Below are 19,836 nucleotides of genomic sequence, written 5' to 3'. Positions count from 1 at the left end.
TCAGGTCAGGCGTCGTGACCGGCGGCGCGCAGTCGCGCCTGAACCACGCTCCACCAACCGGCGAGCGTGGTGTGCTCGGCCAGTTCGCTGAACTCCAGCGGCACAGCCTCGCTCCACGCCAGAGACAGGTTGAGGGCGCGCAAGGAGTCGACGCCCAGATCCATCAGATTGTCGTCGTCCAGAATGGAGTCCGGCGTTTCGTGCAGCACGGCGGCGACATCGGCGCGCATCCGCTCCAGCGTCAGATCCTGCGGGGTCAGCTTGGTCATTTCAGTCGTTCCAGAACGCGCGCCGTTGAAAGGGCCACGGCGCAGGTGTCGGCGGCCCAGGCCACCGCGCCCATATGCTTGTCGCGCGAGAAGTCGCCAAGCGCATCGGCGACGAAGAAGGGTTCAATGTCCCGCTGAAACGCCTCGGCCGCCGTCAGTTGGCAGCCGATGTGGGCGTAGACGCCGCAGACGATCAGCTGGTCCCGCCCTCGCACGCGCATCAGCGTCTCGAAATTGCTGCGCTGGAAGGCGCTGTAGCGGTGCTTGACCAGCGGGAAGTCGCCTGGCGCCGGGGTCAGTTCAGGCAAAATCTCTTCATGCTCGGGCGCGCGGCTCATGCCCGGTCCCCACAGGTCGGCCTGCAGGCCCCGGTCGCGGCGATCCTGATCGCCGTGCTGGGCGGTGTAGAAGACGGGAACGCCCGCCGCCCGCGCCGCCGCGATCAGCCCGGCGATGTTGGCGATCAGGCCCGGCAGCGGCTCGGCGCCCGGCGCATAGGGGCGCATGAAATAGTGCTGCATGTCGTGGACCAGCAGGGCGGCGCGATCACGCTGCAACGTCCACTGGGCGCGCGAGGCGGGGATCTCCGCCTCGGTCGGCAGGGCATAGGCGGGGACGGTGGGCAAACCTTTGGAGACGCTCACGCCTTGCCCTCTTCTTCCAGAATCCGCTGGCGCAGGGCGGCGCGCAGTTCGCGGCGGCTGACCTTGCCCACGGCGGTCACGGCGAAGTCTTCGACAAAGACGATCTGGTCCGGCACCTTGAAGTCGGCGATGTCGCGCTTGCGCATCCAGGCCTTCAGCTCGACGCCGCGCGGCGGGGCGCCGTTGGGGATGATGAAGGCGCAGATACGTTCGCCCAGATAGTCGTCGGGCACCGACACCACGGCGGCGTCGAAGACGGCCGGGTGGGCCAGCAGGTGATCCTCGACCTCCTCGGCCGAAATCTTCTCGCCCGCGCGGTTGATGTGGTCGGTGGCCCGGCCCATGACCACGAGGTAGCCCTCGGGCGTGCGCCGCACCACGTCGCCGGTGCGGTAGAAGCCGTCGTCGGTGAAGGACCGCTCATTGGCCGCCGGTTCGTTGTGATAGGCGCGGATCGTATAGGGGCCGCGCGTCAGCAGATTGCCCGGTTCGCCCTCGGCCACGGGCGCGCCCGCGTCGTCGACGATCAGGATTTCGTCGTCGGGGCTGATGGGTCGCCCCTGCGTCTCCACGATCAGGCTCTCGGGGTCGTCCAGCCGGGTGTAGTTGACCAGCCCCTCGGCCATGCCGAACACCTGTTGCAGGGTGCAGTCCAGTTCGGTGCGCACGCGACGCGCCGCCTCGGGCAGGAATTTCGCCCCGCCGACCAGCAGCACCTGAAGGCTGGACAGGTCGTGGGTCTTCTTGGCCGCCGCCTGCATCCACAACAGGGCCAGAGGCGGCACAAGGCCGGTGATCGTCACCCCCTCGCGTTCGATGAGGGGGAAGCAGACGTCCGGCGACGGCGACGGCGCCATCACCACCGTCGCCCCGACATAGAGAGCGCCCAGATAGCCAGGCGAGCTCATCGGGAAGTTATGCGCCGCCGGCAGGGCCGTCAGATAGACGCTCTCCGGCTCCAGCGCCGAGATGTCGGCGCTTTCGCGCACGCTGTAGAGATAGTCGTCGTGGGTGCGCGGGATCAGTTTGGACAGGCCGGTCGAGCCGCCCGAAATCTGCAGGAAGGCCACATCGGACGGATCGGCGTCCTGCGTCGGCAGAGACGCCGGATCGGCGCGGAAGCCATCGAAGGATGCGAACTCCTCGGCCTCGCCCACCACGACCACATGGCGCAGGTCCGGAACCTCGGCCTGAACGGCGCGGGCCAGGGCGCGGTAGTCGAAGCCTTCATGCCGGTCGGCCACGACATAGGCGGCGGCTTCCGAACGTTTCAGGAAGTGAACGATCTCGGTCGAGCGGTGCGCGGGCAGCGCATAGACGGGGATCAGCTTCGCCCGGAACAGGCCGAAAATCACGCTGAGGAACTCGGGCAGGTTCGGCAACTGCACCACCACCCTGTCGCCCGGCTTCAGCCCCAGCGCCAGGAAACCGGCGGCGGCTGTCTCGGCCTTTTCCAGCAGTTCGCCATAGGTCCAGCGCTTGTCCATGCCGAGCACGGCGACAGCGTCGCCCTGCGCCTCGGCGCGGCTGCGCAGCAGTTGGGAGAAGGTTTCGCCGCGCCAATAGCCCTTGGCCCGATAACGCGCCGCCATGTCGTCCGGCCAGATCTGTTGCAGGGGAATCATACGCTCGCCTCATCCACGCCCAGTGCGCGCAGGACGGCCTGGAACTTACCTGACGTCTCGTCCGCCTCGGCGGCGGGGTCGGAACCTTCGACAATGCCCGCCCCGGCGTAGAGACGCGCCTGATCGCCGCACGTCTCGGCGCAGCGCAGCGAGACGTACCATGCGCCATCGCCGAAAGCGTTGGTCCAGCCCACGGCCCCGGCATAGAAGCCCCGGTTATAGCCTTCAAGCGCGTGAATCATCTCGGCCGCCCGGTCGCGCGGCGAGCCGCAGACGGCGGGCGTCGGATGCAGCAGGGCGGCAAGTTCGGCGGCGGAGGTTTCGTCGGGGCGATGCAGTCGCCCCTCGATGCGGGTGCCCAGGTGCCACATGGTCCGCGTCGACACGAGCGCCGGTCCCGGCGGCGCGCGCAGGTCGCTGCAGTAGGGCGCCAGCAGGTCCATGATGGCCTCGACCACCAGGGCGTGCTCGCGGCGGTCCTTGTCGGACGCCAGCAGACTCTGCGCCGCCGCCTCGTCCTGCACAACGTCGGTGCTGCGGCGAGCTGATCCGGCCAGAGGGTGAGAGAAGACGACCGGGCCGCGCTTGGACGCCAGCAGTTCGGGCGTGGCGCCGACCAGACGGCGCATGGCCCCGCCCTGTCCTGTTTTTTGGCCTTCACCCAGCGGCGTCAGGAAGCGAGCGGCGGTCGGGTCGGCTTTCAGGTCGCGCCACAGGGCGAAGGGGTCGATCGCGCCGTCGCCCTGAACCTTCAGGCTGCGCGACAGCACCACCTTGTCGACCGGCTCGGCGCCGCCTTGCGAGGCGCGCATGGCCTCAAGCGCCTGCGTCACAGCCGCCTCATAGGCCGCGCGCGACGGCTCGGGCGTCAGGGCGCGGATCGACGGATGAGACGCGCTTGAAGGCATATCCCAGATGCGGTTGGCCGCGCGCTCGGGCAGGAACAGGCAGTCGTCGGCTTTGCGGTCGAACGGCAAGGCGCCGACCAGCAGGCGCGGTGACGGCTCATCGGTTTCCGGCGCGACGGGCAGGTCAGCGAAGAAGCGGCGCACCCGCGCGCCCAGCGTCGCCGCCGGTCCCGGCGTCAGGCGCTGCTTCAGACCCGTGGTGAAGAGCCGAAGCTCCGGCGTGGTCAGTCCAAAAGCCCAGTCCATGTCGTCCTTCGGCGCGGCGGCCTCTTGCCGTTCGGATGCGCCGCCGCCGATCTGAACCGACAGATCGGGCGCCCCCCAGAATTCCGCTACTCTCGACTCCATGCTGGTCCCTGCCGCACTCAAGCTGTTGCATATCATTCGCAACAACCGGCCTATAGCGGAGCAACCTTCGCGTTGTCTTGCGGCGAGATTAATTCCAAGCCGGTCTGGTCGTTTCGCTGCAGAGGTTTAGAAGGGCGCTCATGCGAATGCTTGTCATTGACGATGATGCCCGAACCCGCGCCTTCGTGGCCGAAGGCCTGCGCCAGCAAGGGCATACGGTCGATGAGGCGAACGACGGCGAGACGGGTCTGCACATGGCGATGGAGGGCGAGTACGACGCCATCGTCGCCGACCGCATGATGCCCGGCCTGCCCGGCCTGGAAGCGGTGCAGGCCATGCGCGCGAGCGGCCTGAAAACGCCGGTGCTGATGCTGACGGCGCTGGGCTCGGTCGACGACCGGGTGGCGGGGCTGAACGCGGGCGCCGACGACTATCTGGTCAAGCCCTTCGCCTTCAGCGAACTGAGCGCGCGCCTTCAGGCGCTGGTCCGACGCCCGCCGCTGGCCGAGGCCACGACGCGGCATCGGGTGGCCGACCTGGAAGTCGACGTGGCCGCCCACCGGGCGACCCGCGCGGGCAAGCCCTTGGACCTGACCCCGCACGAGTTCAAACTGCTGGAGCGGCTGGCCCGCAACGCCGGGCACGCCGTGACGCGCACCATGCTGCTGGAAAGCCTGTGGGGCTTCCACTTCGACCCGCGCGCCAATCTGATCGACGCCCACATCAGCCGCCTGCGGGCCAAGGTCGATCGTGGCTTCGATCAGGAGCTGATCCACACCATCCGGGGGGTGGGCTATGTCCTCAAGGCTCCGGACTGAGCCGAAACGTCCGTCGGTCTGGTCCACGGCCAGCCTGCGCTACGCCGCCGCCTTCTCGGTCCTGTTCGGCCTGGGCGCGGCGGTGATGATCGCGGGCGTGGACTACGGCCTGATGCGCTTCGCCGAGGCCGAGGTCCGCGACGGGCTGAACCACCAGATGGACGTGATGCGCGCCGACGCCAACCGGCATGGCACGGCCCAGTTGGTGCAGGAGTTGAACGCTGAAGCCCGCAACCGCGACGCCCGGCGCTATCTGCTGCTGGTCGAGGCGCCGGACGGCAGCACCTTCTCCAACGGCCTGACGCGGCTGGCGGTCAATGAGACCGGCTTCCGCCGCAACCTGCCCAACAAGGCCCGCCCCGCCCGTTGGCCCGACCAGACGCCCAACATGCTGGCGCTGAGCGCGCGGGCGTCCGATGGCGGCCTGCTGGCGGTCGGACGCGACATCCAGCATCTGGACGAACTGCGCGGCGGCATCCGTCGCTATGCTCTGATGAGCGGGATCGCCCTGATCCTGCTGGCGCTGGCTGGCGGCTGGTTCGCCGGACGGCTGTTCCTGCGGCGGCTGGAGGACGTCAACCAGGCGGTCGGCCGCATCATCGCCGGTCAGGATTCGGCCCGCCTGCCCGCTGTCGGCCTGGGGCGGGAGTTCAACGAACTATCAGCCAACCTCAACCGGATGCTGGACCGGCAGGAGGCGGCGCTGACGACGCTGAAGACCCTGTCCGAGGGCGTGGCCCATGAACTGCGCGCGCCTCTGAACCGGGTCCGCAACCGGCTGGAGGATCTGGCCGCCAATCTGAATGACGCCAAAGCGCGTGAAGCCGCCGTCGAACGCGCGCTTGAGGAGACTGATCAGGTCAGCGCCCTGTTCGAGGCCCTGCTGACGCTGGCGCGGATCGAAAGCGGCGACGCCGCCCTGAAGACCGAACCGCTGGACCTCGCCGTCCTGACCGGCGCCGTGGCAGACATCTACAGCCCCTTTGTCGAAGAAGCGGGCGGGCGTCTGGCCGCCACCCTCGCCCCGGCCGGAACGGTCGAGGCCGACCCCGCTCTGCTGCAACAGGCCCTGGCCAATCTGATCGAGAACGCCGTCTTCCACGGCGGCGGCCAGGTCGCGGTCTCAACGTCCAGCGCAGACGGCAGGGCGGTCGTCCGCGTCGCCGACCACGGCCCCGGCGTGCCGGAAGCCGAACGCGAAAAGATCCTGCGCCGCTTCTATCGCCTGGATCAGGGCGAGAACAGCCACGCCTCGGGCGCAGGGCTGGGTCTGGCGATGGTGGCCGCTGTCGCGCGGGCGCACGGCGGCGACTTGCGGCTGGAGGACAATCAGCCGGGTCTGGCGGTGGAACTGGCCCTGCCCGCCACAATGGCCAAGCCCTAGTTGCAATTGGTTCTCAATTATCCGATCAAGCCGCTCCATCCCGTTCAGGAGCGTCTCATGACTTCCGCCACCACGACCGTCGCAGCCCCCGGCGGCGCCTTCAGCCTGAAGCCCCTGCTGTTCACCGCGGGCGTCGGCAGCATGTCGATGATGGCCTTCGTCGCCGTGGTCGGGCCGATGGCGCGGCTGCTGGGCCTGCAGCCCTGGCATGTCGGAGCGGCGGTGACGGCGGCGGGCCTGGCCTGGATGCTGATGGCCCGCTTCTGGGGCGCGCGCAGCGACGAGGTCGGGCGGCGCAAGGTGCTGTTGATCGCCCTGGCCGGGTTCGCCGTCAGCTATGCGGCGCTGGGCCTGTTCATGAGCACGGCCCTGGCCCTGGTTCCGGCGGCCATCGTCAGCTTCCTGGGCATGACGGCGGCGCGCACCGCCGCCGGGGCCTTCTACGCCGCCGTGCCGCCGATCTGCGCCGCCGTGGTCGCCGACCACACGGCGCCGCACGAACGCGCTCGCGCCATGGGCGCCGTCGGCGCGGCTAGTTCGCTGGGCATCGTCTTCGGACCGGGTGGGGCCGGCCTGCTGGCCGGATGGAGTCTCAGCGCCTCCCTGATCATCATCTCCGCCCTGCCCGTCCTGGCCTTCATCGCCGTGTGGCGGTTCCTGCCCGCCGACGCGCCGCATGAGACCCGCAGGAAGTCGGCGCTGAAGCTGTCGGACGCGCGCATCCGCCGCGCCGTCGTCACCGCCTTCGCCGCCATGTGCGGCGTCGTCGTCTGCCAGGTGGTGGTCGGTTTCCTGGCTCTGGACCGCTTCGGCCTGTCGCCCAATGAGGCGGCGCGCACGGCGGGAATCGCCCTGGCCGTGGTCGGCGTGGTTCTGTTCGCCTCGCAGATGGCGCTGCGCCGGTTAAGCTGGGCGCCCTCGCGCTTCATTCGTATCGGCGCAGGCATCGCCGCTCTCGGCTTCATCGGCGCCGTCTTCGCCGCTACGCCGGTGCAGCTATGGATCGCCTATGGCGTCATCGCGGCGGGTATGGGCTGGGTCTATCCCTCGCAGTCGGCCCTCGCCGCCAACGCCGTCGAAGCCCATGAGCAAGGCGCCGCCGCGGGAGCCGTGGGCGCTGCGCAGGGTCTGGGCGCCGTCCTGGGCCCGCTGGCGGGAACCCTAGCCTATCAGGCGGCGCACGGCGCGCCTTACGCCGTATCGGCCGGTCTGATCCTGATCGCCGCCCTGTGGCCTGCGACCCGCCTCAAGGCCCACGAGGTCTGAAGCCGAATCTTGTCGCCGGGATCGGTTTGCCTCTTATATTCCGAGGATGCTGACAGATCAGCCGAACTCAGGAGGCCCCATGTCAGACGGCTTTCCGCACGGAACCGTGCATCAGGCGGCTGCGGATCTTCAGGGCGCCCTGAAGATGGACGCCGAGATTTTCGACCTGTGGCGAAACCTGACGCCGCTGGGTCGCAATGAGTTCATCTGCTGGGTTGATGACGCCAAACAACCGGCGACGCGCCAGCGACGCATCGGGCGGACCGTAGAGGAACTGCGGGAGGGCAAGCGCCGCCCCTGCTGCTGGGCGGGCTGCATTCATCGCACCGACAAGGCGCCGAGCCGATGGCAACAGGCCGTCCTGATCGACCAAAAAAGCAAGGGCGCGTCCAAGCCCTGACGCGCCCTCGCCTTCTCTCGTCTGTCGCCCGTATTATTGAGCGGCGACCGCCTTGGCCGTCTCAGCGGGTTTGCCGCCGCGCGCGATGAAGGCGCGCATATGCTCCTCCAGCGTGTTCAGCGGCACCGAGCCCAAAGCCAGGATTTCGTCGTGGAACGGGCGCGGATCGAAACGCTCGCCCAGAGCGGCCTCGGCCTCGCCGCGCAGACGGCGGATGGTCAGCTCGCCCAGCTTGTAGGACAGGGCCTGACCGGGCCAGCTGATGTAGCGGTCCACCTCGGTCTCGACCTCGTGGCGCGACAGGGCGGTGTGACCCGCCAGATAGTCGATGGCCTGTTCGCGCGACCAGCCCTTCAGGTGCACGCCGGTGTCGATCACCAGACGCGCCGCGCGCCACATCTCATAGCTGAGGCGGCCGAAGTTCTCATAGGGCGTGCGATAGATGCCCATCTCGACGCCCAGCCATTCCGTATAGAGGCCCCAGCCCTCGCCATAACCTGAGAAGTAGGTGTGGCGACGGAAGGTCGGCCCCGCGTCCTGCTCCTCGGCCAGCGCCATCTGGAAGCTGTGGCCCGGCGCGCATTCATGCAGGGTCAGGGCCGGGATGTTGTACAGGGGGCGGCTGGGCAGGTTGTGGGTATTCATCTGGCAGGCTTCCAGCCCGCCGCGCCCCGCCGTGTAGAAGGGGGCCAGCGCCTCAGGCACCTGAATGATGGTGTAGCGACGGCGCGGCAACTTGCCGATCAGCTTGCCGATCTCCCCATCGGCCCGCACCGCGACCCAGGCCGACACCATCATCAGTTCGTCCGGCGTCTTGGCGTAGAACTGCGGGTCGGTGCGCAGGAAATGCAGGAACTCGTCGAACGAGCCGGTGAAGCCCGCGTCGGCCATCGTCTGGCGCATCTCGGCCTGGATGCGGGCGACCTCGGACAGGCCGATCTGGTGGATCTCTTCGCCGCTCAGATCCAGCGTCGTATATTTGCGGACCTGGGATTCATAAAAGGCGACGCCGTCAGGCATGTCGCGGGCCGCCAGCGTGGTACGGGCGCGCGGCTGGTATTCCTTCAGATAGAAGTCCAGCAGCGACCGATAGGCCGGGATCACCGCCTCATTGATGACAGTCGCGGCCTCGGCGCGCAGGCGCGCCTGGTCGGACGCCGAAACGGTCGAAGGCATCTGGCGGAAGGCCGCGTAGAAGGCGTTAGCCTCGGCCGTGTCGGTGATGAAGTTGGTGATGGAGGCCTCACGGCCTTCCAGCGTCACGCGCGGCACGCTGAAACCGCGCGCCAGGCCGTCGCGCATATTGGCCTTCTGCTGGTCGAAATAGCGCGGGATGTCGCGCATTCGCGAGATAAAGGCGCTGTAGTCCTCGGCTGTGCGCAGGCTGCGGGCCTGGTCCAGATAGGTCCAGAAGGAGCTGTCGCTGTTGAACGGCATTTCCCATTGGCGAGCCTGACCGTCGATCAGGGCATGCTCCAGATTGGTGCGGAAGACGGCGGCGTTGATGCGGTCCTCGTCCGACAGCTCATCCAGCGAAATGCCGTCCAGTTGCTGCAACAGTCCGCGCACATAGGTCAGACGCTGCTGCTGGGCGGCCGGGCTGACGTCCGCCAGACGATCCGCCGGTCCGTATTCGCCGTCGGCGCCTTTGACCCGGCCGGTGCGGGCCATCCCGGCCTCGGTTTCCGCCTCATAGAGCGCCTTCAGCCGCGCCCCGGCCTGCTGCATCTGCGCCACGGACGGAGACGCCTCGGCGGCGAACGCCGCCGCCGGGACCGACGCGACCAAAAGAGACGAAACGGCGCAGGCCGTCAGCAGCAGGGTTCTCATGATACTGTTCCTATTCTTACCAGCACGGGCGTCGGCCGAAGCCTAAGCCAGTGTCAATGCCACTCGCCGCCGCCGATCGGCGCGCCCGGCGGAACCGGCTGGGCGACCGGAAGGGTCGCGCTGAGCGCCTTCAGCCCCTCGACCGGTCCTGTCAGGGCTTCGGCCAGATAGGCGCACTGCGCCGTCTCCAGCCGATCGCCACGGCAGCGTTTCAACTGTTCGCCGAAGCGGCGGGCGCTGTCGCGCACCACGCCCTGAGCGGTCGAAGACAGGTCCTTGCCCTGCATCAGGGCCGACAGATGGGCGGCGTAGCGAGCCCGGGCCACGCGGCGCAGTTCGGCCTGTCGCGGGCTGAGAACGGCGCCCGGACCGACGGCCGACGCCACCCGATCCAGCGTCTCGACCAGGCCCAGCTGGCCCGGATCGCGGCGCTGCTGTTCGATCAGACGATTCAGCCGCTCGGGCGCCAGCAGGGTCTCGAACACCACCTCGGTCGCCGCAGCCGCCGCCGAGGACGGGTCGAACACAGCGTCGGTCTTGCCCTCGAACAGTTCGATCTGGGTCTGGCGGTCCGGATTGCCCGACTGGACCGAGGACAGCAGGTCGATCAGGTCGTCCCTGAGGTCCAGTTCGGCCGGAGACAGCGCCTGCATCAGGGCCTCCAGCGCCGCGCGCTGCTTGTCGGCGGGCACGACCTCGGCCCGCTCATGCCCGGCGCCGCTGACGGCGTAGCTGTAGTCGACGCCGCCGATCTGACGCCCGACCGCCGTGGTCTGATAGCGGTGATACAGATAGATCGGCACAATGACCCGGCGCAGGTCCGCCGCCGGCGCGCCGGCCGGCAGATTGCCCAGGCCGAAACGCGACAGGGCGATGCGGCGAACCGCCAGAGTGTTGGCGAACTCCGCCACCGGATCTTCGCCGTTGTCCCACATGGCGCCATAGGGCTGAAGGCTGCCCAGAGGTCGGGTGTCGTTGTCCCCGACGAACCGATAGCCCTTTCCTTGCGCCTCTGCCGCCAGGGCCAGACGACGCGCCTGCGGGTCCTGACCCGGCGTATCGCCATACAGCCAGTCGATGGCGTAGCGGTCCCAGGCGCCGACGCCGGTCGTATAGGCCTGGCTGAAGTCCAGCCGGTCGCCGTCGGCGATCACCCAGGGCGCGGGATAGTCCATGACCGAGGCCCGCCCCTCATACATGGAAGCGGCGAAGTTGTGAGCCAGGCCGATCGAGTGGCCGATTTCATGCGCCGACAGGTGACGCAGGCGGTGATAGGCGAGACGGTCTGGGTCGTCCTCGGCGCCCGTCCCTGCGCGGGCGGCGCCGACCAGCCCCTCGATGATCATCTTGTCCTGACGGTCGCGCAGCGAACCCAGTTGCACCACGCCGCGCACGATCTCGCCGGTGCGCGGATCGCTGACCGTGCTACCGGTCGACCAGCCCCGCGTCTCGCGGTGGACCCAGGCGATGATGCTGTAGCGGGCGTCCATCGGATGCGCCCCTTCAGGCAGCACCTCGACCCGGAAGGCGTTCTGATATCCCGCCTCTTCAAAGGCTCGCGCCCACCAGTTACCGCCCTCGATCAGGGCTTCGCGGATGGCGACCGGCGCGGCGCGGTCGACGTAGAAGACGATCGGCTTCTTGACCGGCGAACGGGCGGCCGAGGGATCAGTCTTCTCCAGCCGGAAGCGGCGCGCCATCCGCTTCATCACCGGCTGATCCAGAGGCGCGGCGAAGTCCACCGCCATCGCCTGGCCGATGCTGCCGCCGCGCGGATCGTGCGGCACGGTCTGGAAGCCGTCGTCCGGCAGGCGGATGAAGGAGTGCTGGACCGTCAGGGTGACGGCGCGCGAATCCGGCGCGATGCGCGACAGCTCGCCGCCCGGCTCGTCGCTGGTGAAGGTCTGAACCGTCTGAAGTTCGACGTTGTCCGGAAACACCAGAGTCTGATCCAGCGCCAGATGCCCCAGATCCTGCGCCGGCTTGAACGAACCGAGGCTGGCCCGCTTCAGTCGCCCGGCGATATTGACCGCATCGCGCGTCAGGAAGCCGGACAGGTCGACGACCACCGAGCCGTCGGCGCCTGTCTCGATCACATCCGTCGCCCATACGGTCGAGGGGGCGAAGGAGGCGGCGACCGCCCTCTGTTCGTCGTCGCTGGCGTCAAAGGCGCGGAAGCGGTGATTCTCGAACCGGGCGAACACCCGGCCCCCGACCTTGTGGAAGGCCACGATCTGCGTCTGGCCCAGACCGGATCGATCCAGCCCGGCGTTATCCATGCCCAGCCCCGCCGACAGGCCCGGCTGATACAGGTAGCGGCCGATCACGCCCTCGGCGTCCGGCGGCGACAGACGCGCCAGAACCCGCCCCTTCTCCCGGTCCAGCCGCACGCCGAACAGGCCGTCCTGCCAGGCGGCTGTGGCCGCCGCAGTCGCGGGCGCGGACTGCGCTGTCGCCTGAGCCGACGCCCCGAGCATCACCAGACCGGCGACGCTCGCCAGCAGAACCTTGCGTAACATCGGCTTCCCCCTCCGACCGCTTGAACTGCCGCGTTCAGAACACTGAACGCCTGCAAGCGCAAGCCGGCCAGACCTTATGATCGAATAATGTATCTGAACATTTCACATGCAGGCCGCTTTGCGAAGTCGGGGGCTCAGCCTTCCGTTCGCTCGATATTCCGGCTCTTTCCGTCGAACGGCAAAGGCGCGCGGAACCGTCAGCCACGCCTGTCGTTGCGCCTGGGTACGAAGGAGAACGACATGATTAAATGGGCTATCATTTTCGCCATCATCGCCGTTGTCGCCGGCCTGCTCGGCTTCGGCGGGATTGCGGGCGCCGCAGCGGGCATAGCCAAATTCCTGGCTGTTCTGGCGCTGATCATCTTCGCGATCTTCCTGGTGCTCGGCTTCACGGTGGCGAAGAAGGTCACCTAAAGCGAACCTGCGCCGCCCTGTCGCTGAACAGGGCGGCCGTATCAGCTCAACTATCGTCGGATACGCGCCCTGACAGGCGCCGCCTTACGGCCAGCCCATGCAACTCCACCCGCAGGCCGCCCATCGCAGACGGGGCGAACCGGACAGCGCCTCCATGCGCCTTCACCGCGGAGACCACGATCGACAGCCCCAGGCCGCTGCCGCCGCCGGGGCTGCCCGACGGCCGGAAGAATCGCTGTCCCAACCGTTCCAGATCGGCTGTGGTGACGCCCGGCCCGTCATCATCGACGGCGATGACGGCGAACGGTCCCTCGCCCTGTACCGACAGGCTGATGCGGCTGCGGGCGAACTGCCGCGCATTGGCCAGCAGATTGGCCGCCACAAGGCTGAAGCGATCAGGATCAGCGAAGACCTCGACGTCAGCGTCCGGCAACTGAAGCCGCGGCTCCGCCCCAAGAGCCTCAAAGTGAGCGGCGAGACCCGTCCACCGTTTTTCGCGATCATCGATGGCGGTTACGTCCTCGCGCGCAAGGGCCAGCAGTCCGGTGACCAGACGCGCGGTTCGGTCGACCGAGACCTGTATCTGCTCCAGCGCATGTCGGCGCGTCGGTTCGTCGCCGGTCGCGGCGGCGATCTGGGCCTGGATACGCAGCCCCGCCAACGGCGTGCGCAGTTCGTGCGCGGCGGCGGCGGTGAACTCCGTCTCCCGCAACCGGGCCGCGCGCACCCTGTCCATCAAGGCGTCCAGAGACTGCACAAAGGGCTGGAGATCAGACCCGCCGGGCGCCACGCCGATCGGCGACAGGTCGTCGGCGTCCCGTTCGGTCAGAATGCGGGTCATCTGACGAATTGGCCGCAGCCCGGCCCCCACCGACCACCAGATCAGCACGCCCAATGCAGCCAGCCCCAAAACCGCCGGACCGATCAGGCCGGTGACGACGCTGCTGATCAGATGTTCGCGGATCGTCAGACTGTCTCCGACCATAACGCGATAGCCGTCGTCCGGCATATGCACGGTGTAGACGCGCCACCGTTCGCCTTCGATCACCCGCTCTGAAAAACCGTCTTCGTCCGGCGCCAGACTCTCGGCCGGAGCGTTCTGGGAACGCGCGATGAGTTCGCCGTTCACCGTCCATATCTGACACGACAGCTGACGCTCATAGGTCGGAACAGGCCCTGGCAGGACAGGATTCACCACCGGCGTCATCTCGCCCGTGCGCATCAGGGACGACACCATGCGCGCCGATTCCATCAGCCGCCGGTCCAGCACGCGCTGGACCTCATGGCGAGTGTGGATCTCTACCCAGACCACCGCTGCGCCCCACACCAGAGCGGTCACAAGGGCCAGAATGGCGAACAGCCTGAGCCGGATGGAGGTCATTGCAGGGTATATCCCACGCCGCGCACCGTGCGGATGAAGGCGGAACCCAGCTTGGCGCGCAGGTGGTGGACGTGAACCTCGACCGCGTTGGAGCCGATCTCCTCCTGCCAGCCATAGAGACGCTCCTCCAGCTGATTGCGCGATTGCACGGCCGACGGCCGCTCCATCAGGGCCTCCAGGATGGCGAACTCGCGGCGCGACAGCGGCAGATCCTGTTCGCCGCGCCAGGCCAGCCGCGCCTTCGGGTCCAGAGTAATGTCCTTATGCGTCAGGGCCGGGCGAGACCGCCCGAGCAGCCGACGCCGCACCGCCCGCAGCCGCGCCGCCAGTTCATCAAGATCGAACGGCTTGCCAACATAATCGTCGGCGCCCGCGTCCAGACCGCCGATCCGGTCCCGGCTTTCGTCGCGCGCCGACAGAATGACCACCCCGACGTCCATGTCGCGCTCCCGCACGAAACGCAGCACCTGAAGGCCGTCGCCATCGGGCAGATTGAGGTCCAGGACGACGGCGTCGAACGCCGAGCTTTCAAGGGCGGCCAGGGCGTCCTCGAGGCGGGTCATGGCCTCGACCGTCCAGCCGCACGCCGTCAGGCCGACCTGAAGGCCGTCCGAAAGCACCGGATCATCTTCCACAATGAGCAGTCTCATGCCTTATGCCTTCCGCCGCCCGGCTTAAGCCTGACTTAAGCTCTTACGCCGACCCCGGAAGCATGAAGATCATTTCCTGGCGCCTTCTGGCGATCCTGTTCGCCCTGATGCTGGCCGTCCCCGCCGTCGGCCGCGCCCAGTCCTTCCCGGCGCTGGACCAGTCCTTCCTGTCTCCGGACCAGGCCTTCACGCTCAAGGTCGCGCGAGAGACCAACGGCGACCTGACCTTCCGCTGGACCATAGCGCCGGGGCATTACCTGTATCGCGACCACACTGTCGCAGCGGCGCCGGGCGGCGAGGACACCCTCAGCCTGCAACTGCAGCCCGGCGAGAAGAAGGACGACCCCGGCTTCGGCGTGGTCGACATCTGGCGCACAGCCGGACAGGCGCGCCTGTCGGCGGCGACGCTGGAGCGCGCAGGAGCGCCCGCGTCGATCAACATCACCTATCAAGGGTGCAAGGAAGACTCGATCTGCTATCCGCCGACCACGCGGACCGTCGCGGTTCCAGCCCTGCCCCGTGCCGCGCTAGCCGCCGCCGCGCCGACCCTGAAGGCGCCGCCCGCGCCTGAAAGCCTGTCAGCATCTGAAACCCTGTCAGCGCCTGAACCTCAACCGGCGCCTGAGCCTGAAGCCCTGCCTGAATCTGAAGCCGTCGACGCCACGGATGCAGCCGCCCCAGCTTCCGACGCTTCGTCGATCCCCCCCGCCGTTCGACTGGACCAGAACGCAGGCTTCGTCGACCGGCTGGCGGATCAGGGGGGCTTCGCCTGGGTCCTTCTGGCCTTCTTCGGGTTCGGCGTGCTGCTGGCCTTCACCCCTTGCGTCTTCCCCATGTATCCGATCCTGGCCGGAGTCATCGGAAGGGGCGTCGATGGACGCGGGACCCGACGCGGGCTGGTGCTTTCCACGGCCTATGTCCTGGGACTGGCCACGGCCTTCGGCCTGCTGGGCGTGGCCGCCGCCTGGTCGGGTCAGAACCTGCAGATGGCGCTTCAGTCCGTGTGGGCCGTCGGCGCCCTGTCGATCATCTTCCTGGTGCTGGCCGCCTCCATGTTCGGCGGCTTCGAACTGCAGTTGCCGTCCGCCTGGACCAGCCGTCTTTCGCGGGACAACGGGACCGGGCGGCGCTCCCTCGGCTCGGCCGCCGGGCTGGGCTTCGCCTCGGCCCTGATCGTCGGCCCATGCGTGACCGCGCCGCTGGCGGGCGCCCTTCTCTACATCGCCCAGACCGGCGATGTCGGCCTCGGCGCGGCGGCTCTGTTCGCCCTGGGGCTGGGCAAGGGCGTGCCCCTGATCGTCTTCGGCACGGCCGGCGCCCGCTTCCTGCCCAAGGCCGGGGCGTGGATGGATCGGGTGAAGACTTTGTTCGGCTTCGTCTTCCTGGGCATGGCCTGGTGGCTGGCGAGCCGCATCCTGCCGCCGACCGTCGTGCTGGCGCTGGGCGCGATGCTGGCTCTGGCCGCAGCCGCCGTCCTCGGCCTGTTCAGCGGCCCCGCGGCCAGCCGTCCGGCCGGCCTCGCCCGCGCCGCCGGACTGGCCGTCGCCGCCTGGGGGATCATGCTTCTGATCGGCCTGGGCATGGGCGCCGCCGATCCCTGGCGCCCGCTGGCCCCGCTCGCGTCCCGCTCGGCGCCCGGCGTCGCCGGGCCGGGCGCAGCGCCTGTCCCCGCCGCCGTGGTCGTTGACCCCGCCGGGCTGGAGCGCGCCATCGGCGCCGCAGCCGCCCGCTCACGCCCGACGATGATCTATTTCACCGCCGACTGGTGCGTCATCTGTCGGCAGATGGACCGGGAAGTCTTCGCCGACGGCCGGGTCGTCGCCGCCCTGCAGAACGCCGATCTGATCAAGGTCGATGTGACGAACAACACGCCGGAAACCCGTCAGCTGATGGAGACCTACGGCGTGGTCGGCCCGCCGACGCTGATCTTCCTGTCCGCCGCATCACAGGAGCCTGCGTCCACCCGCCTGGTCGGCAAGACCACTGTGAGCAAGGTGCTGGCCTCGCTCGACAGCGCACAGACCGCCCGATGAACGCGCTTGAGCTTGGCCCCCTCGTCCTGTCCGGCGAGCGACTTTCCATCATCATCGGCATCTTCGTCTTCGTCGTCGGCTCGGGCTTTCTGGCCAGCCGGGTGAGCATCCGCTTCAACGCGTGGAGCACCTTCGTCGTCTTCGGCGGCGTTCTGGTCGCCCGTCTGGCCTATGTCGTCGCCAACTGGCCGCACTTTCAGGCTGACCCGTTGCGCGCCGTCGCCGTCTGGCAGGGCGGGTTCGCCTGGCTCTGGGTCATCCCGGTCGTCGCGCTGGCGACGGCGGCGCTGCTCAAAACCGCCAAGGAACGCGCCTGGGCTCTGGCGCCCGTCGCCGCCAGCGCCCTGGCCTGGATCGCAGCGCATCAGCTGGCGTCCGCGACCGAGCCCCTGCCCCCGGCAGAGATCACCCTGGCGCAGCTGGACGGCGCTCCCCTCGACATGGCAGCGCCGTCCGATCGCCCGACCGTGATCAACGTCTGGGCCAGCTGGTGCCCGCCCTGCCGCCGCGAGATGCCCGCCCTGGCTGCAGCCCAGAAGGCCAATCCCGACGTGCGCTTCCTGTTCGTCAATCAGGGCGAGGGCGAAGCAACCTTACGGACCTATCTGGCGCGCGAGGGCCTGACGCTGGAGCACGTCCTGCTTGACCCGCACATGGACCTGCCGCGCCACTACGGCACGGTCGGTCTGCCCATCACCTTCTTCCTTGGAAGCGACGGGCGGCTGGCCAAGGCGCATCTGGGCGAAATCGGGCCTGAGCGTATCGCCGCCGAAATCGCGCGGCTGGACTGAAACGGAAAATCCCCGACCCGTCTGCGTCTTAAGCCTGACTTAAGACCGGGCGTGGACGAAGCTCACACCTTTGAGGCGCGCGCCTCGCCGAGATCATGGCCGTAGATGGCCGTCATAACACCCGGAGAAGTCTGATCATGAACAAGCCCGCGCTCGCCCTGATGCTGGCCGCAACGATGAGCCTGGCGGCCTGCGGTCCGGCCGACGCCGCGCAGGACATGCCCATGATCGCAGAGGTCGGCTTCAGCGACCTGCTGAAGAATCCGGCGACGCCCTTCATCGGCGCCGAACAGGCCGACATCACCATCATCGGCTTCATGGATTACAACTGCCCTTACTGCAAAATGATGATCCCGGAGCTCAACGGCCTGATGGAAGCCGATCCGAAGGTGCGGGTGCTGTACAAGGAATGGCCCATCTTCGGCGCCGTGTCCGAGAACCTGGCGCGCATCGCCCTGGCCGCCGGCTATCAGGACAAATACCACGCGGTGCATAACGCCTTCATGAGCGCGCCGGATCGCATCCAGACCAATCAGAAGGCGCGTCAACTGGCGACCGAAGCCGGCGTCGACATGGAACAGCTGGATCGCGACCTGGCGGCCCATCGCGAGGAAATCGACGCCGTCCTGCTGCTCAACAGCCGAGAGGCCGCCGCCCTCGCCCTCAACGGCACGCCGGCCTTCGTCATCAACGGCAATCTGATCCCCGGCGGAATGCCACAGGCCCAGCTGGAGGCCGTGATCGCCCGCATTCGCTCCGGTCAGCCCCTGCGCTGATTCAGCAGGCGAACGCTTCATAAAGAGGCTCGGCTTTCGGCGCGGCGCGGAAGACGCTGTGCGCCTCGCCGATCCCGCTTCCCCTCCGCCGCGTTCAGGGGAACCTCGGCAAACCAAGAATCGTTCTGAACGACATGAACCTTGGCCTTTTCTTCTTCGGCGTCCTGATGCTGGCGGTTCTTCTGACCGGGCTGGATCGCGCCATCACCGGCCCCCGGCGTGCTGCGGACAAGAATCAGGACGGCGAACCCGACGGCCCGCCAGAAGACTGACGCCCCACCTTTCGATCCGGCGGCAAAGGACTATGTTGCCGACACGCTGCGGCTCTATCGCGGCGCGTTAAACCTGTCCCGATTTCGCTGAGCCCGCTTCATGTCCTACGTCGCCCGTGACGACCGCCCCGCCGACAAGGCCGAATGCTATGCCGAGGTCGAGGCCGAGATTCTGGCCGTGCTGGAGGGCGAGCCCAACCTGACGGCGCGCATGGCCACGGTAGCCTCGATGTTGGCTGACGCCTTCCCCGCCTTCTTCTGGACCGGCTTCTACGTCGTTGATGCGGCCAAGGGCGATGAGCTGGTGGTCGGGCCCTATCAGGGCACGCTGGGCTGCCTGCGCATCCCGTTCGGGCGCGGCGTCTGCGGCGCGGCGGCGAAGACGCGCGAGACGCAGGTGGTCGAGGACGTCCACGCCTTCCCCGGCCATATCGCCTGCGACAGCCGTTCGGCCAGCGAGATCGTGGTTCCGGTGCTGGACGCGGCAGGCGACCTGATCGCCGTGCTCGACGTGGACGCCACGGAGACAGCCGCCTTCGACGCCGTGGATGCGGCGGCGTTGGAACGGCTGATGGCCAAGGTGTTCGGCGCGGGGTGAGACCTCAAAACCATGCGTATAGGAATTGACTTCGGCGGCACCAAGATCGAGGCGGCGGCGCTGGATGCATCCGGCGCCTTCATCGCGCGCATACGCGAGCCGAACCCCGGAACCTATGACGCCGCGATCAGCCTCGTCGCCGACCTGATCGCGCGGGTCGAGGCCGAAGCAGGCCCGGCGCATTCGGTCGGACTGGCCATTCCCGGCTCGCTCTCACCGCGCACCGGCCTGATCCGCAACGCCAACTCAATATATCTGAACGGCCGCTGCTTCGGCGATGATCTGGAGGCCACGCTGGGCCGCCCGGTGCGGCTGGCGAACGACGCCAACTGCCTGGCCCTGTCAGAATCCGCCGACGGCGCGGGTGTGGGCGCCGCCAGCCTGTTCGGCGTCATCCTGGGCACCGGCTGCGGCGGCGGACTGGTCATCGACGGCAAGCTCGTCGAGGGCGCGCAGGGCGTCGCCGCCGAGATCGGCCACATCTCCCTGCCCTGGCCCTCGGCGGACGAGGCGCCCGGCCCCGCCTGCTGGTGCGGCCTGCATGGCTGTCTCGAGACCTGGGTGTCCGGCACCGGCTTCCAGCGCGATCATGAAGCCGCGACCGGTCGGGCGCGGACGGCGCAGGCCATCGTGGACGTCGCACGCGCTGGCGATGTGCAGGCGGTGGCCGCGCTGAATCGCTACATCGGCCGGCTGGGGCGCGCGCTGGCGATGGTCGTCAACCTGGCCGACCCGGAGGTCTTTGTGCTGGGCGGCGGAATGTCGAACGTGGACGAGCTTTACGACCGCCTGCCGCAGGTCGTGGCGCGCCATGTCTTCTCCGACCATTGGGACGGGCGGATCGTCCCGGCGAAGTGGGGCGACTCCTCGGGCGTGCGCGGCGCCGCGCGGCTGTGGGGCGCCTGATCTC

General features: G+C 68.3%; 19 protein-coding genes. 11 read left to right on the top strand and 8 right to left on the bottom strand.

Annotated features, from left to right (window positions below; translation table 11 throughout):
* Positions 1-5: 5 nt before the first annotated feature.
* Genes H556_RS0107910 through H556_RS0107895 form a run of 4 tightly spaced genes read right to left on the bottom strand, consistent with a single transcriptional unit; the run spans position 6 to position 3,794 of the window.
* Positions 6-269 (bottom strand): phosphopantetheine-binding protein, encoded by a 264-nt coding sequence (locus H556_RS0107910; protein WP_024353927.1) that lies wholly within the window; start codon positions 267-269, stop codon positions 6-8.
* Positions 266-913 carry an isochorismatase family protein gene (locus H556_RS0107905; protein ID WP_081650918.1) on the bottom strand — a complete coding sequence of 216 codons (648 nt, stop codon included), beginning with the start codon at positions 911-913 and terminating at the stop codon, positions 266-268. Before H556_RS0107905 ends, H556_RS0107910 begins: the two co-directional genes overlap by 4 nt.
* Positions 910-2,538: a (2,3-dihydroxybenzoyl)adenylate synthase gene (locus tag H556_RS0107900; RefSeq protein ID WP_024353925.1), complete on the bottom strand. Its 1,629-nt coding sequence runs from the start codon at positions 2,536-2,538 to the stop codon at positions 910-912. The genes H556_RS0107905 and H556_RS0107900 overlap by 4 nt, the downstream gene beginning before the upstream one ends.
* Positions 2,535-3,794, bottom strand: coding sequence for an isochorismate synthase (locus tag H556_RS0107895; protein ID WP_024353924.1), 1,260 nt, complete (start codon positions 3,792-3,794; stop codon positions 2,535-2,537). The genes H556_RS0107900 and H556_RS0107895 overlap by 4 nt, the downstream gene beginning before the upstream one ends.
* Positions 3,795-3,940: 146 nt before the next feature.
* Here H556_RS0107895 and H556_RS0107890 point away from each other — a divergent pair, with 146 nt between their 5' ends.
* The 4 genes from H556_RS0107890 (at position 3,941) to H556_RS0107875 (ending at position 7,662) form a co-directional block, all read left to right on the top strand.
* Positions 3,941-4,612 (top strand): response regulator, encoded by a 672-nt coding sequence (locus H556_RS0107890; RefSeq protein WP_081650917.1) that lies wholly within the window; start codon positions 3,941-3,943, stop codon positions 4,610-4,612.
* Positions 4,590-5,996 carry a sensor histidine kinase gene (locus H556_RS0107885; protein ID WP_024353922.1) on the top strand — a complete coding sequence of 469 codons (1,407 nt, stop codon included), beginning with the start codon at positions 4,590-4,592 and terminating at the stop codon, positions 5,994-5,996. The genes H556_RS0107890 and H556_RS0107885 overlap by 23 nt, the downstream gene beginning before the upstream one ends.
* 57 nt (positions 5,997-6,053) lie before the next feature.
* Entirely contained in the window at positions 6,054-7,262 is a 1,209-nt protein-coding gene (locus tag H556_RS0107880) for an MFS transporter (RefSeq protein WP_024353921.1), read from the top strand.
* Between the two features lie 79 nt (positions 7,263-7,341).
* Positions 7,342-7,662, top strand: a complete 321-nt coding sequence (locus H556_RS0107875) for a YdeI/OmpD-associated family protein (RefSeq protein ID WP_024353920.1) — start codon at positions 7,342-7,344, stop codon at positions 7,660-7,662.
* A 33-nt stretch (positions 7,663-7,695) separates the two neighbouring features.
* Here H556_RS0107875 and H556_RS0107870 read toward each other — a convergent pair whose 3' ends face one another.
* The gene (locus tag H556_RS0107870; protein WP_024353919.1) at positions 7,696-9,492 is read right to left on the bottom strand and encodes a DUF885 domain-containing protein; all 1,797 of its coding nucleotides are present in this window, start codon (positions 9,490-9,492) and stop codon (positions 7,696-7,698) included.
* 53 nt (positions 9,493-9,545) lie between these two features.
* Complete coding sequence (locus H556_RS0107865) at positions 9,546-12,011, bottom strand: zinc-dependent metalloprotease (RefSeq protein WP_024353918.1); 2,466 nt, start codon at positions 12,009-12,011, stop codon at positions 9,546-9,548.
* A gap of 240 nt (positions 12,012-12,251) precedes the next feature.
* On the opposite strand from H556_RS0107865, the gene H556_RS16075 reads away from it, so the two are divergent.
* Positions 12,252-12,425: a DUF1328 family protein gene (locus H556_RS16075; RefSeq protein WP_024353917.1), complete on the top strand. Its 174-nt coding sequence runs from the start codon at positions 12,252-12,254 to the stop codon at positions 12,423-12,425.
* A gap of 46 nt (positions 12,426-12,471) precedes the next feature.
* On the opposite strand, the gene H556_RS0107855 is transcribed toward H556_RS16075, so the two are convergent.
* Together H556_RS0107855 and H556_RS0107850 are read right to left on the bottom strand one after the other, a co-directional pair.
* A complete protein-coding gene (locus H556_RS0107855) occupies positions 12,472-13,806 on the bottom strand; it encodes an ATP-binding protein (RefSeq protein WP_024353916.1) in 1,335 nt (444 codons plus the stop codon).
* On the bottom strand, positions 13,803-14,456 hold the full coding sequence (locus H556_RS0107850; RefSeq protein WP_024353915.1) for a response regulator: 654 nt from the start codon (positions 14,454-14,456) through the stop codon (positions 13,803-13,805). Before H556_RS0107850 ends, H556_RS0107855 begins: the two co-directional genes overlap by 4 nt.
* Before the next feature lie 62 nt (positions 14,457-14,518).
* On the opposite strand from H556_RS0107850, the gene dsbD reads away from it, so the two are divergent.
* The 6 genes from dsbD (at position 14,519) to H556_RS0107820 (ending at position 19,832) form a co-directional block, all read left to right on the top strand.
* On the top strand, positions 14,519-16,489 hold the full coding sequence (gene dsbD / locus H556_RS0107845; protein WP_024353914.1) for a protein-disulfide reductase DsbD: 1,971 nt from the start codon (positions 14,519-14,521) through the stop codon (positions 16,487-16,489).
* A complete protein-coding gene (locus H556_RS0107840) occupies positions 16,486-17,280 on the top strand; it encodes a TlpA disulfide reductase family protein (RefSeq protein WP_024353913.1) in 795 nt (264 codons plus the stop codon). The genes dsbD and H556_RS0107840 overlap by 4 nt, the downstream gene beginning before the upstream one ends.
* A 137-nt stretch (positions 17,281-17,417) precedes the next feature.
* Positions 17,418-18,056: a DsbA family protein gene (locus H556_RS0107835; protein WP_024353912.1), complete on the top strand. Its 639-nt coding sequence runs from the start codon at positions 17,418-17,420 to the stop codon at positions 18,054-18,056.
* A gap of 134 nt (positions 18,057-18,190) precedes the next feature.
* Complete coding sequence (locus H556_RS16300) at positions 18,191-18,328, top strand: hypothetical protein (protein ID WP_155802442.1); 138 nt, start codon at positions 18,191-18,193, stop codon at positions 18,326-18,328.
* A 100-nt stretch (positions 18,329-18,428) separates the two neighbouring features.
* Positions 18,429-18,926 carry a GAF domain-containing protein gene (locus H556_RS0107825; protein ID WP_024353911.1) on the top strand — a complete coding sequence of 166 codons (498 nt, stop codon included), beginning with the start codon at positions 18,429-18,431 and terminating at the stop codon, positions 18,924-18,926.
* Positions 18,927-18,938: 12 nt separating this feature from the next.
* Complete coding sequence (locus tag H556_RS0107820) at positions 18,939-19,832, top strand: ROK family protein (RefSeq protein WP_024353910.1); 894 nt, start codon at positions 18,939-18,941, stop codon at positions 19,830-19,832.
* Positions 19,833-19,836: the final 4 nt, after the last annotated feature.

The organism is Brevundimonas naejangsanensis DSM 23858 (assembly GCF_000421705.1).
Lineage (GTDB): Bacteria > Pseudomonadota > Alphaproteobacteria > Caulobacterales > Caulobacteraceae > Brevundimonas > Brevundimonas naejangsanensis.
This window is presented reverse-complemented; position numbering and strand designations above follow the sequence as displayed.

Excerpts from the sequence above, each read along its gene's own strand:
- H556_RS0107910 (WP_024353927.1), bottom strand. The coding sequence starts at position 269 with ATGACCAAGCTGACCCCGCAGGATCTGACGCTGGAGCGGATGCGCGCC.
- H556_RS0107900 (WP_024353925.1), bottom strand. The coding sequence starts at position 2,538 with ATGATTCCCCTGCAACAGATCTGGCCGGACGACATGGCGGCGCGTTAT.
- H556_RS0107895 (WP_024353924.1), bottom strand. The coding sequence starts at position 3,794 with ATGGAGTCGAGAGTAGCGGAATTCTGGGGGGCGCCCGATCTGTCGGTT.
- H556_RS0107890 (WP_081650917.1), top strand. The coding sequence starts at position 3,941 with ATGCTTGTCATTGACGATGATGCCCGAACCCGCGCCTTCGTGGCCGAA.
- H556_RS0107885 (WP_024353922.1), top strand. The coding sequence starts at position 4,590 with ATGTCCTCAAGGCTCCGGACTGAGCCGAAACGTCCGTCGGTCTGGTCC.
- H556_RS0107880 (WP_024353921.1), top strand. The coding sequence starts at position 6,054 with ATGACTTCCGCCACCACGACCGTCGCAGCCCCCGGCGGCGCCTTCAGC.
- H556_RS0107875 (WP_024353920.1), top strand. The coding sequence starts at position 7,342 with ATGTCAGACGGCTTTCCGCACGGAACCGTGCATCAGGCGGCTGCGGAT.
- H556_RS0107870 (WP_024353919.1), bottom strand. The coding sequence starts at position 9,492 with ATGAGAACCCTGCTGCTGACGGCCTGCGCCGTTTCGTCTCTTTTGGTC.
- H556_RS0107865 (WP_024353918.1), bottom strand. The coding sequence starts at position 12,011 with ATGTTACGCAAGGTTCTGCTGGCGAGCGTCGCCGGTCTGGTGATGCTC.
- H556_RS16075 (WP_024353917.1), top strand. The coding sequence starts at position 12,252 with ATGATTAAATGGGCTATCATTTTCGCCATCATCGCCGTTGTCGCCGGC.
- H556_RS0107855 (WP_024353916.1), bottom strand. The coding sequence starts at position 13,806 with ATGACCTCCATCCGGCTCAGGCTGTTCGCCATTCTGGCCCTTGTGACC.
- H556_RS0107850 (WP_024353915.1), bottom strand. The coding sequence starts at position 14,456 with ATGAGACTGCTCATTGTGGAAGATGATCCGGTGCTTTCGGACGGCCTT.
- dsbD (WP_024353914.1), top strand. The coding sequence starts at position 14,519 with ATGAAGATCATTTCCTGGCGCCTTCTGGCGATCCTGTTCGCCCTGATG.
- H556_RS0107840 (WP_024353913.1), top strand. The coding sequence starts at position 16,486 with ATGAACGCGCTTGAGCTTGGCCCCCTCGTCCTGTCCGGCGAGCGACTT.
- H556_RS0107835 (WP_024353912.1), top strand. The coding sequence starts at position 17,418 with ATGAACAAGCCCGCGCTCGCCCTGATGCTGGCCGCAACGATGAGCCTG.
- H556_RS16300 (WP_155802442.1), top strand. The coding sequence starts at position 18,191 with ATGAACCTTGGCCTTTTCTTCTTCGGCGTCCTGATGCTGGCGGTTCTT.
- H556_RS0107825 (WP_024353911.1), top strand. The coding sequence starts at position 18,429 with ATGTCCTACGTCGCCCGTGACGACCGCCCCGCCGACAAGGCCGAATGC.
- H556_RS0107820 (WP_024353910.1), top strand. The coding sequence starts at position 18,939 with ATGCGTATAGGAATTGACTTCGGCGGCACCAAGATCGAGGCGGCGGCG.